This is a genomic window from Bacteroidia bacterium (assembly GCA_026932145.1).
In the GTDB taxonomy this organism is placed as follows: domain Bacteria; phylum Bacteroidota; class Bacteroidia; order J057; family JAIXKT01; genus JAIXKT01.
Genome location: JAIXKT010000055.1, coordinates 13,268 through 24,751 on the forward strand (window position 1 = coordinate 13,268; position 11,484 = coordinate 24,751).

General features: G+C 37.7%; 9 protein-coding genes. 4 read left to right on the plus strand and 5 right to left on the minus strand.

What is annotated here, in order from left to right; translation table 11 throughout:
- Positions 1 to 90 precede the first annotated feature (90 nt).
- Positions 91 to 687 (plus strand): nucleotidyltransferase family protein, encoded by a 597-nt coding sequence (locus LC115_12795; GenBank protein MCZ2357545.1) that lies wholly within the window; start codon positions 91 to 93, stop codon positions 685 to 687.
- A gap of 81 nt (positions 688 to 768) precedes the next feature.
- On the opposite strand, the gene LC115_12800 is transcribed toward LC115_12795, so the two are convergent.
- From LC115_12800 to LC115_12820, 5 genes are all read right to left on the minus strand, one after another.
- Positions 769 to 2,154: a GMC family oxidoreductase gene (locus LC115_12800; GenBank protein ID MCZ2357546.1), complete on the minus strand. Its 1,386-nt coding sequence runs from the start codon at positions 2,152 to 2,154 to the stop codon at positions 769 to 771.
- A gap of 108 nt (positions 2,155 to 2,262) precedes the next feature.
- Positions 2,263 to 3,321 (minus strand): formylglycine-generating enzyme family protein, encoded by a 1,059-nt coding sequence (locus LC115_12805; protein ID MCZ2357547.1) that lies wholly within the window; start codon positions 3,319 to 3,321, stop codon positions 2,263 to 2,265.
- Between the two features lie 7 nt (positions 3,322 to 3,328).
- A complete protein-coding gene (locus LC115_12810; protein ID MCZ2357548.1) occupies positions 3,329 to 4,411 on the minus strand; it encodes a mannose-1-phosphate guanylyltransferase in 1,083 nt (360 codons plus the stop codon).
- 23 nt (positions 4,412 to 4,434) lie between these two features.
- On the minus strand, positions 4,435 to 5,394 hold the full coding sequence (locus LC115_12815) for a KpsF/GutQ family sugar-phosphate isomerase (GenBank protein MCZ2357549.1): 960 nt from the start codon (positions 5,392 to 5,394) through the stop codon (positions 4,435 to 4,437).
- A gap of 37 nt (positions 5,395 to 5,431) precedes the next feature.
- On the minus strand, positions 5,432 to 7,258 hold the full coding sequence (locus LC115_12820; GenBank protein MCZ2357550.1) for an ABC transporter substrate-binding protein: 1,827 nt from the start codon (positions 7,256 to 7,258) through the stop codon (positions 5,432 to 5,434).
- 147 nt (positions 7,259 to 7,405) lie between these two features.
- Here LC115_12820 and LC115_12825 point away from each other — a divergent pair, with 147 nt between their 5' ends.
- From LC115_12825 to LC115_12835, 3 genes are all read left to right on the plus strand, one after another.
- A complete protein-coding gene (locus LC115_12825; protein MCZ2357551.1) occupies positions 7,406 to 8,002 on the plus strand; it encodes an RlmE family RNA methyltransferase in 597 nt (198 codons plus the stop codon).
- 245 nt (positions 8,003 to 8,247) lie between these two features.
- Positions 8,248 to 9,377 (plus strand): IS630 family transposase gene (locus LC115_12830; GenBank protein ID MCZ2357552.1). Its coding sequence is split into 2 segments (ribosomal slippage): positions 8,248 to 8,665 and positions 8,665 to 9,377, totalling 1,131 coding nucleotides; the frame shifts between segments, so codons are not numbered across the junction.
- 225 nt (positions 9,378 to 9,602) lie between these two features.
- Positions 9,603 to 11,309 carry a T9SS type A sorting domain-containing protein gene (locus LC115_12835; protein MCZ2357553.1) on the plus strand — a complete coding sequence of 569 codons (1,707 nt, stop codon included), beginning with the start codon at positions 9,603 to 9,605 and terminating at the stop codon, positions 11,307 to 11,309.
- Positions 11,310 to 11,484: the final 175 nt, after the last annotated feature.

An 11,484-nucleotide genomic window follows, 5' to 3' on the forward strand; every position in this document is an offset into this window, starting at 1 on the left:
AAGTAAATCCAAAGGAAAACAACCTAATTTATGGATAGTAAGCTATTTGATTTTTTGCAATAGCATCGGGTACTATTTAATTCCTACAAAATGACTTCATCATTGCATCCAACTGCCGCTATTATTTTGGCCGGCGGAAAATCTGAACGAATGCAAAAACCCAAACCCTTTTTGCCATTTGATGCAAAAACAACCTTTTTAGAACATCTTATTGAACTTTATAAGGAATTACCTGTAACTCAAATAGTAGTAGTTTTAAATAAATCCTACCATAACCTTATCCCAGACAATTTTCTTTTTGAAGATATAACCTTCATCTTTAATGAGGATCCGGATTTAGGGCGCTTGCACTCAGTCAAATTGGGAATCCAGACAATCGTTTCTGCACAAGCAACTTTCATTCAAAATATTGATAATCCGTTAGTTGCCAAAGAAAGCCTTAATTTGCTAATGCAGCATTTACCTCAAGAGGGTTATCTTATTCCGGTTTGTGATAACCTTCATGGGCATCCGATTCTTATTTCTCAAGAATTATTTCCCAAGATTTTACTATCACCAAATTCAAAAACACTTCGAGATGTTTTGTTTACCGAAAAAAAATACTTCGTAAATGTGCCGGATAAAGGAATCCTGATAAACATCAACACTCCGGAAGATTATCAAAAATACTTTCAGATAAGTTATTAGGTTGTGTTTCTGAAGCTATCATTTTAAAGTTACTTCTTCTTGCTATTTTTTTTGCCTGCTTTTTGAGGTCAGGCTATTAAGTTACGTTGTTTTTTCCAAAATTTCTCCACAGCGTTGGGAGAGTGCCATAATTGTCAGAGAAGGGTTGATTCCGGGAGCTTGAGGGAAAATACTTGCATCTGCTATTGAAATATTAGGAAAGTCAAATAGCTGAAAATCAGGATTTACTACTGCCGTTCTAACATCCGTTCCGATGGCACAACCTCCCATGAGGTGTAAACCAAAATAAAATGGTGAACGCACAATCTCTACGGCTCCAGCTTGATGAAAAATCTTGTCAATTACTTGAAGTCCGGCATTAATCCGATTTTGGTCTTGTTGTGTAAGTGGTTTGTTGATAGATAGTTTTCCTTTTTTATCAACGTCAATAGTTCCGGCTGGTTCATCCCGAACAGCAACTTCTATGCAGGCGAGATGCCGATATTTTTTCATCAAGTCTTGGTGAGTTTTACCATAAACACTAAAAAGCATCCCAATAGATATTGGCGGTGCAAATACATTTTCTAACTTGAAGCCTTGTTTTCTGAAATTAGGGTCAGCGGAACAGACGCTTTGAAAAGAGCCTTTATGAGCATCTACGGGGTCTTTGAAGATTCCAAATGACATATATTGTGGATGCTGACAAAAGTTTTTTCCCAATGCCGGTAATTTTTGTTTAAATCCTGATTTTAGGAGCATTTGGGTAGTGCCGAAACTCCCGCCGGCTAAGACAACTCGTCTGGTATTCAGCTCAGATTGTCCCTGTGGGGTGGTAACGTACAAGCGAACTTTATCCGGGAAATGTTCTATTTTCTGTACTTCTGTTTCTGGTTGGATAGTTAGGCCGGTTGCTTCTGCCTTTTGGATGGCCGCAACTAATGTGCTTTGCTTAGAATCTCTGTGGCAGCCGCCTAAGCATCCGATACAGTCGTTACCGTTTTCAAACTGGCAGTCGTCCATCCCGCGTCTTAGGTATTTCCATTCGTAGCCCAATTCTGTGCAAGCACGGGAAAAAATCTGCGCGTTTCTATTTCTATCTGATTCTTTAAAGGTATAGAGGTCTAAAAGGCTTTCTACGCGGTCATAGTAGGGGAGCATTTCGGGAATAGAAAAGTAAGGAACGCCGGTTTGATTTTTCCAGTCATGCCAAGCGATTTCATCGAAACGGTCTAATAAACATTGATTTACGATGGTAGTTCCGCCTACGACTCGTGCGCGTAAGAAAGCAGTAGTAGCGTGCTTGTCAAATTCTAAGCCTCCACCCCAAAATAACTGGGCTGAATACGCCGCCTCTGTGCGCGGAAAAGTATCTTTGCGATAAAACTTACCTGCCTCCAAGAGCAATACTTTGGATCCGCTTTGATGCAAATGATGAGCAATTACCCCGCCGCTTGCCCCAGAACCTACAACAATAAAATCGTATATCATAGCCTACTTTTGACCTCCAAATTAACAACAAAAAATAATTGTGTGGTTTAAATATTAACTTTGTTCAATCTATTTTTGGCAAAAGCGAAGATTTATTACTGTTCAATTTCAATTATGGATGATATTGATTATTGGTCTAAAACCTAACCAACATCTACTTTGATTGCTTGGGCACGCACCTCGTGTAGCACCATTGGCTCGAGCGGGAGTAGTGCAATATGACCCACCTTTAACTGCCTTAATACCATCAAATTGAGTGTAAAGTTCTTCATAGTTTTGGGGGTCTTCTACCGGTGTGGGGATGTTAATTAAAGAATTATCTCGGAGTTCATTGGTGGCTGCTCTGTATATTTGGATGTCTCTGGCGATAACCTGCCCCAAATCGTCTTGTGCCCATTCTGAAGCATTTCCATACAAACCAAATAACCCAAGAGAATTAGCCGGAAAAGCCCGTACAGGATTCAAAAACATAAAACCATCTGATTCAGTAAGTTGTGGGTTATTTCCCAAACCTATCGGAAAAGCACCACAGTTATCCCGAATAGCGGAAAGGTCTTTGCCCATTAAAAATTCATATTCTAAATCTGAAGGGATTCGCGCCTCAAAAGAAAAGGCAGGAGTATTTTTATCAGATAAAACCAATCTATTCAAACGATTCGTTAGCCAAGTGCAATAAGCACTCACTTGGGCATAATTGACACAAACAACCGGATATTGGCTATACTGGGTAAGTTTGATGAGTTTATTGGACTCCGGCATACAGTAATTCGGAAAAAGCACTTCAGGATTACAATCAGGCAGTAGCAACCGAATGGCATTGCTATCATTTCTGGCTAATTGTAAACTGTCTTTCAGAAATAAAGCATATTGAGCAGCAGTAACCTCCGTTTTAGAGACAAAAGCACTCTGAAACAAAAAAGTATCTGTAATAGGCTCATAATGTTCAGGTAGCTTGAGATCCAAAGGTTTAGAACCCGGCTCCGGCTCTAAATGAGTGCCTAACACAACGTGTTTTTCTGTTTTTTGATCTATCCAAACAAACTCAGACAGTTCTTTTTGTAATTTTTTGCTAAGAATCGGCTGCGCATGGATATTTAGTATAAAAAACAGATTAACAATTAGATAGGAAATACATAGGCTAAACTTTACGTTCAATTTTTGAATCATGCAGTTTTTAAACGTATTGTTCACCCTTTAATTTTCTGACATCAGCTACAATATCGCGGATAGATTGCTCTTGGTTTCGGCTGCATATAAGTAACACATCATTGGTATCTACAATAATTAGGTCATTAATATCTTTGATAACAACTAATTTGTTATTATCAATTTTAATGACATTGCCAGTACTTTCATAAACGATTAAATTTCCTTGAATAGCATTTTGGTGGTAATCTTTGGGGGATTGTTCATATAAGGAGTTCCATGTTCCAAGGTCGCTCCAACCAAAACTTGCGGGTGTAACATAAACATTGGCAGCTTTTTCCATAACAGCATAATCAATGGAAATATTGGGGCTTTTTTCGTATAAATCAACGATTTTGGTGTATTCGGTATCTGTATTGTAGTGCTTTTTGATTTTCAAAAAATCATTTTGAAGGTCTGGCAGGAAGTTTTTTAGAGCTGCGAGAATGCTTTTAGTAGAGAAAATAAAAATGCCGCTATTCCAGAGAAATTCTCCTGTTTGCAAAAAGGTGCGTGCCAATTCTAAGTCAGGTTTTTCTGTAAAGGTCTTTACTTTATGGTACTTAGTCTTTTTGTCTTCGGTTTCAATGAACTGGATATAGCCGTATCCGGTATCCGGTCGGGTTGGCAATATTCCCAATGTCATGATGATGTCTTGCTTTTCACAAACGGATAATGCGCCTTGCAATACTTCGGCAAACTTAGTGGTATTGACTACCAAATGGTCTGCTGGGGAAAAAATCAAGGTAGCAGCTGGGTTAGAGGCGTAAATCTTGTTGCTTGCATAGGCAATGCAAGGTGCTGTATTCCGGCGGGCAGGCTCAGATAAAATCTGATAAGGCTGTAATTCAGGGAGCTGGGTATGAACATCTTGGGTGTAATCTATATGTGTAATCACATAGATATTTTCTAAGGGAAGGAATTCCCTAAACCGATCAAAAGTTGCTTGAATGAGTGTGCGTCCGGTGCCTAAAACATCAATAAATTGTTTGGGGTGCAGGTTCCGGCTCATTGGCCAAAAACGGCTGCCAATACCGCCAGCCATAATAACCGCATAATGGTTTTTGTTCATAGAAAAGCAAAATTAAGAGTTTTTTAACGTATTCCTTCACGGATAATATCATGTAAATGAACCATTCCTATGGGTATATTCGGGGGCTGAACAACAATAAGCTGCATAATAGCATATTTTTCCATGTGTAGCAACGCATTGTAGGCCAGTTGGTTAGCTTCTATAGTCAGTGGGTTTGGGGTCATTAATGTATTGGCTTTTTGGTAAAATGGTTGTGTATTTTGTTGTAACATTCTGCGGAGGTCTCCGTCAGTAATGATTCCGGCTAATTCTCCATTGGGGTTTAGCACTGCCGTAGCTCCCATGCGTCCACTTGTTATTGTTAAGATAATTTCGGAAAGGTCTGCATCTATTTTTACGGATGGAAATGGGTTGCGCATAATATCAGAAACGTGTAAATACAGTTTTTTACCCAAAGATCCGCCGGGGTGAACCGCAGCAAACTCTTCTGCCGAAAAAGAGCGCCTTTTCAGCAAACAAACTGCAATGGCATCACAGGCAGCTAAGGTAGCCGTTGTAGAAGAAGTAGGTGCTAAGTTATTAGGGCAAGCCTCTTGGGTTACGGAAACATCTACTAAAAAATCCGAAACTTGTGCTAAATAGGATTCTTTGTTTCCTACTATCCCAACAATAATATTGCCACGTGAACGAATTATAGGTACTAAGTTCCTGATTTCCGGTGTGTTACCACTTTTAGACAATACAATAACAATATCCGGCGGCAGTACCATTCCTAAATCTCCGTGAATGGCTTCGTTTGCGTGCATAAACATCGCGGGAGTGCCGGTCGAGTTAAACGTAGCAACTACTTTTTGGCCAATATGCCCACTTTTACCTACTCCTGTAACGATAATTCGACCTTTACAGTTTAATAAGCAGGCTATTAATGACTCGAAACTATCTGTTAATTGGTTAGAAACAGTTTGTATCGCTTCTATCTCAATGCGGAGCACTTCTTGTGCATCTTGGATGGCTTTTTCCACCGACTTTTGAAAGTTATGATAAGTTTAGATAATGGTTTTAACTGCCTGCGCAGCGCATTAGGTTTTTGGGTGTCCAGAATAATTCCGGAGAATATCCGGGTGCAATACTATGCACTTTTACATTCCGAAAACGCTTGTGAATTAATATTCGGTTTACAGAAGAAGTCAAGAAAATACATGGTTGTTCCTGATAAATAGAGGCTTGTATCTTTTTGAAAAGGTTGGCTCTGTCATTTAGATTTGTAGATTCTTGGAGTTTTTCCAATAAATTATCAGATTCCGGGCTTCCAAATCCGGTAAAATTAGTTCCGCCGTTTTTCCATTGGCTGGTATGCCATAGCTGAAATAGGTCAATCTGGATAGCAGAACGGCTGATTGCGCTATACATTAAATCAAAGTCATGCTTCGCTAAACGCTCTTGGTAAACGGCAAAATCTACCGGCACAATATTTATGCGTATGCCAATTTTTTTAGCATTATCTTGCAGAACCAAGGCTATTTTTTTACGCTCTTCATTGCCTGCATTGAGCAAAAACTCTACCTCAAAGGGTACATTTTTACCTTGAATCGTTTTTTCTACAATGCCGTCTTGGTTCAGGTCTTTCCAGCCGGCTTCCTCTATCAGAGCTTTTGCTTTTTCTATATCAAACTGAATTGGCTTTAAGGTATCGTTGTAATAAGTAGTATGTTTAGGATCAACCGTAGAAACTATTCTATTGGCAAAACCCATGTTTATATGCTGTATCAGTTTATCAACGTCAATCAGATGTGCGAATGCCTTCCGGACTTTAATATCTGTGAATATCTGCTTTCGGTTATTTGGTGGTCGGGTATTAAAACCGATATAAGTCATGTTAAACGTTTCAGGAGTCGCATAGATATAATGCTTCAAGATAGCAGAATCTTGTTTTATTTCGGCAAAATCTCGCGCCTTAATTCCATGATAAATATCTAATTCTTTTGATTTAATTGCCTGAATAGCAGATGTTTGGGACGTTCTTATTTGGTAAATGATTTTTTGCGGCCAAGATTTTATGGCTTCTTCACTGATTTTATCTCCCCACCAATTTGTTATTCTTTCTAACACAATTCGCTGCCCGCTTATCCAATCTGCTACGTGATATGCGCCTGCCCCGAAAGCCGTAAGTTCCTTACTGTTAGCCAAAATTCGATTGTATTGGCTTGCAAACTCCACTAAATCAGTATTTTCTAATTGTTTGGGAGTTAGTTTTTGGATTTCTTGGTAGGAATATTTTTTAAGGATTCCCTTAGGGTCAAAAATATGTTCCGGCAAAATACTTTGCGTGGCAATAGCTAATGCTGCCTGAATGTACGGTTTTTTAAATCTGAAATGAACCCTATGGCTATCTTGGGCTTTAAAGGTGATGTTTTCCAGAAAGTCAAAATAGTCTCTTAGATGCGGGCAGTTGATTAAGGGTAGCATTATTACTTTGAAAGAAAACTCGATGTCTTCTGGAGTTATTTTTTTTCCATCCTGAAAAGTTGCTTCGGGGCGTATTTCTATAGTTAAAGTTTTGCCGTCATCGGAAATTTGAATAGGGTTTTGGGCTAAATAAGGGATAAATTCTTCCGGCTTATTCGGGTTAATTGTGTATAAACTTGGGAATACTAATGCGGTTATATTGCCGGCATCTGTTGAACGGTAGTTTGTTGGGTGTAACGTTTCGGGGTCTGATGAAAGATGAATATAAATACAATCGCCTACTGCCGGCTGGGTTTGGTCTGATTGGTATTCCGTTTCAGTAGTTGGTGAAGAACATCGGGAAAAAAGTAATACAAGCGATGTAAGTAATAAAAACTCTGGGAAAAAATTAAGTAGCTTATTATAAATAACCTTAAGCATAAGTTTTTTTGTTGATTTAGATGTTATCAAAACAGCTTTTGGGATGCGAAGTCGGTAAAGGTAATTATTTTTGAGATTTTGTGCAAGTTTATTTTTGTTGTGTGTTAGCTGTTTTTGGGGTATAAAGTTTCGTAATTTCGTTGGTTTATGGCTTTTGACCCACAGGATTATTATTTCAAGCGAGCTAAGACAGAGGATTATGCGGCTCGGTCTGTTTACAAACTTCAGGAAATTCACAACCGTTTTCGGATATTTGAGATAGGAGACACGGTGCTGGATTTAGGGGCAAGTCCGGGTTCGTGGTCTCAGTATGCTGCCCAGTTAGTTGGAAAAAATGGCCGAATTGTAGGCGTAGATTTAACGCCCATAACCCTTAAAATTCCCAATGCACATTTTATAGTGGCAGACATTCGGGAGGAAACTACTGCGCAAAAGATATTAGATACCGGCTTAAAAATTCCGGTAGATGTTGTGATTTCCGACATGGCACCCAAAACTACTGGGGTCAAGATAACCGACCAATCTCGCTCATTTGAGCTATGTACTCTTGCGCTATCCTGCGCCCAAAAATGGCTAAAACCCGGCGGCAACTTTGTAGCCAAATTATTTGACGGTCCAGACTTTAACCTTTTTCGAGAAGAACTGCGTCAAAGTTTTCGACAAGTAGAAATCCTACGCCCAAAGTCCACCCGAAAGGAAAGTAAAGAGCTGTTTTTTATTGGATTACATAAGCTATCTCAATAAGGAGTACGAGCAAATGATTGTGGTTCAGAAAGTATAATGAAGTTTTTGGTAATAATGAGTAATCTTATCGTCTTATGTCAGAAGTTAAAATAGCGGTTATTGGTTCTCATTGCTGAAGCACAAAGATATCTACAAAACAAGTCTAAATAACTCATTACAAGCCAGAAACAGAAGTTTTGTCAGGAGAACTAATGTTAGGTTAAATATGTTATGACGCATATATTTCGTATCTTTACAAAAAAACAATGATACGATACACGATTAAATTGACAAAGGAAGAAGTAGAGGAACTTCAGGCAATCATTAATAAAGGAAGCCATACTTCACAAACATTCCGTACTGCTTATATTCTGTTAAACTGCGATGAAGGCGAATATTCTGACAAAGTAACCAATGAACAGATTAGTAAAGTACTGAAAGTAGGGATGCGAACCATAGACAGAGTTAAGAAAAAATTTATTGAAGAGGGTTTCGAGCAAGTGCTGGAACGCAGACAGACAAGCCGAAAATATGAAATAAAGATAGACGGCGAGGTGGAAGCTAAATTGGTTGCACTATGCTGTAGCGAGCCACCCAAAGGATTTGCAAAATGGTCTTTGCGATTGTTAGCAGATAAGATGGTAGAGCTGAATTACGTGGACAGCATATCTTATGTTTCGGTTGGGAATGTTTTAAAAAAAATGAACTTAAGCCTTGGAAAGTAAAAGGTTGGGTAATTCCACCGGAAAAAAGTAGTGAGTTTGTAGCACATATGGAAAATGTATTGGATGTTTATAAAAGACCTTACAATGAAGAAAACCCCGTTGTTTGCATGGATGAGTCACCAAAGCAATTGATAGAAAGCAAGAACAATTCTCCCATGACTCCGGGTTATGAAAAGCGGGAAGATTATGAATACACCAGACATGGTGTTGTCAATATATTTATGGCAAACGAGCCATTGAAAAGCAAACGTTTGGTTGAAGTAACGCAGACAAAAACCAAAAAAGATTGGGCAATGTTTGTAAAAAGAATAGCTGATGAAATGTATCCGGAAGCGAAGAAGATAACTTTGGTAATGGATAATTTTAAAACCCATTCCCCATCGGCATTATATGAAATGTTTGAACCGCAGGAAGCAAAACGAATTTGGGACAGGTTTGAATTTGTATATACTCCTAAACACGGAAGTTGGCTAAATATGGCAGAAATAGAATTACACGTTCTAAATCATCAATGTTTGAATAGGCATATTGCAAAAATAGAAAATATTGTCAGCGAAGTAGAGGCTTGGCAACAACACAGAAACAACAAAAATGGTAAAATCAATTGGCAATTTACAACAAACGATGCAAGGCAAAAACTCAGAAGACTTTATCCGTCAATTTACGATTAATATAACACTAATTGCTTTTTCAAAAAACCAGAAACCTATGATTGCAATAATACTCCATCAACGAAATCATAGGTTTCTGAACCACAGCCAAATAAAGGGTTCTATTTCGTTTTTTATTAAATTTGCAAACTTACAGTCCATAAAATTGTAGTATTTTGGTTATCAACGCAATAATACAAATTTTGGACTGTAAGACCATTGAAAATTAGCTTAAGTCAGTTCAATATGAGAAAATATATTTTAATTGTTTTTTTTACTATAATTTTATCAAGAAGCTATTCTCAAAACCTTGATTATTTATGGGCACAAAAAGCGGGGGGAAATTTTACCGATGCGGGGAACTCTATAGCAACAGATTTAAACGGGAATGTTATTGTAGTGGGCACATTTATGAGTGATTCAATTTCATTTGGTTCCATTACTTTGGCAAAATCAGATTCAAGTTCGAGTGCTATGTTTGTTGCAAAATACAATTCTTCCGGTAGTGTATTATGGGCAAAAACCCCAATGACACCCTCGTCGTATAAAACAACAAATGGTGTTGCTGCTGCAACAGATGCGAATGGAAATATTTTTGTTGCTGGTGATATGAATACTGATTCCATAAACTTTGATGGTTCTTGGATAGTTTTTGACAATGCCAGTTATTCATTTGTGGCAAAATATGATTCCAATGGAAACTTTGTTTGGTTGAAAAAGGCTTTTGGTGCGTATGGAACGGCAGGCGTATCAATTGACGGGAATGGCGATGTCCTTTTAGCTGCAAAGAATGCAATTTCCTTTGATGGCACACTATTAACAAATAATGGAACAGGTAAACATTTTGTTGTTAAATATAGTAATTCCGGAAACTTTATGTGGGTCAATTTTGCTACATTCAGCTCTGCTTCAAGCTATGGCTTTAATTCAGAATGGGACTCAAAAGCAGTTATAACGGATAATGACAATAATGTATATCTAACAGGATGGTCAGGATTGGATACTACATTCTTCAATTCTACAAAAACAATTTATGTTGCAAATAATGCTTCATTAAGAAATATGTTTTTGGTGAAGTACAACAGCAATGGAAATGCCTTGTGGGCCAAAGGAGCCGATAGAACCGTTACCGGATTTACAACCAACATAACTGCTAACAGCATTATCACTTCTGATAATTATGTTTATTTGGCAGGTTGGTGGACTGGAGACTCTATAAGATTTGATAATAATCAGATAACCTCTTCCAACAATTATCAAGATATGTTTGTCGCAAAATTTGATCTTCTTGGGAATAATATTTGGGCTAAAAGTTTGGGATCCCAAGGTAATGATTATGGCAATGGTCTTGCTCTTGATAACACCGAAAACCTTTATTTAGCGGGTACAATTGAAGGTGGTGATATTCACTTTAACAATAATCTTGTCGGAAATTCTATAGGAGGCAACCAAGCTATAATTTTTAAAATTAATTCTATTGGTAATTTTTTAGAACATATAGAATCGAACAATATCCCCTTTTATGGTACTAGTTTTGGAAATGCAATTGCCATCGATGCCTCTGACAGTATTTTTATTACTGGAAGTTTTATGTCAAGTGTTGCTTTTGGCTCTGATACCTTGACCAGTAACAATATGTGGCAAGATATGTTTGTTTGCAAATTATTCAATAATTACACGGTAGGAATAAACGCTTTAGAGTGTAGTAAAAATAATTTAAAAATATACCCAAACCCAGCAAGTGAGTTAATAACAATAGATTTAAAAACAAAAAATGCAAATAATGAAACTGAAATTGGTATTTACAGTTTAACGGGTTGCTTAGTCAAAAAAGATAAATTTCAAGGAAACCTAATAATGATGGATGTTGGAGAATTAGTAAACGGAGTATATATCATAACCGTCAGTTCAAATGGTATTTATGAAAGACAAAAATTAATAATCCATAGATAAAATTGGTTGTATATAACAAACTGTTGCAAAACAATAAGAGTGTTAAAGGGTAATCGGGCGTTCTGTTTCGTATAAAGTTTCATGTGGGTTGGATTGCAATAATACTCCATCAACGAAATCATAGGTTTCATACTTTCTGAACTACAAGCAATTTTCGATCAACACAGTTGTGTTT

Excerpts from the sequence above, each read along its gene's own strand:
- LC115_12795 (MCZ2357545.1), top strand. The coding sequence starts at position 91 with ATGACTTCATCATTGCATCCAACTGCCGCTATTATTTTGGCCGGCGGA.
- LC115_12800 (MCZ2357546.1), bottom strand. The coding sequence starts at position 2,154 with ATGATATACGATTTTATTGTTGTAGGTTCTGGGGCAAGCGGCGGGGTA.
- LC115_12805 (MCZ2357547.1), bottom strand. The coding sequence starts at position 3,321 with ATGATTCAAAAATTGAACGTAAAGTTTAGCCTATGTATTTCCTATCTA.
- LC115_12810 (MCZ2357548.1), bottom strand. The coding sequence starts at position 4,411 with ATGAACAAAAACCATTATGCGGTTATTATGGCTGGCGGTATTGGCAGC.
- LC115_12820 (MCZ2357550.1), bottom strand. The coding sequence starts at position 7,258 with ATGCTTAAGGTTATTTATAATAAGCTACTTAATTTTTTCCCAGAGTTT.
- LC115_12825 (MCZ2357551.1), top strand. The coding sequence starts at position 7,406 with ATGGCTTTTGACCCACAGGATTATTATTTCAAGCGAGCTAAGACAGAG.
- LC115_12835 (MCZ2357553.1), top strand. The coding sequence starts at position 9,603 with ATGAGAAAATATATTTTAATTGTTTTTTTTACTATAATTTTATCAAGA.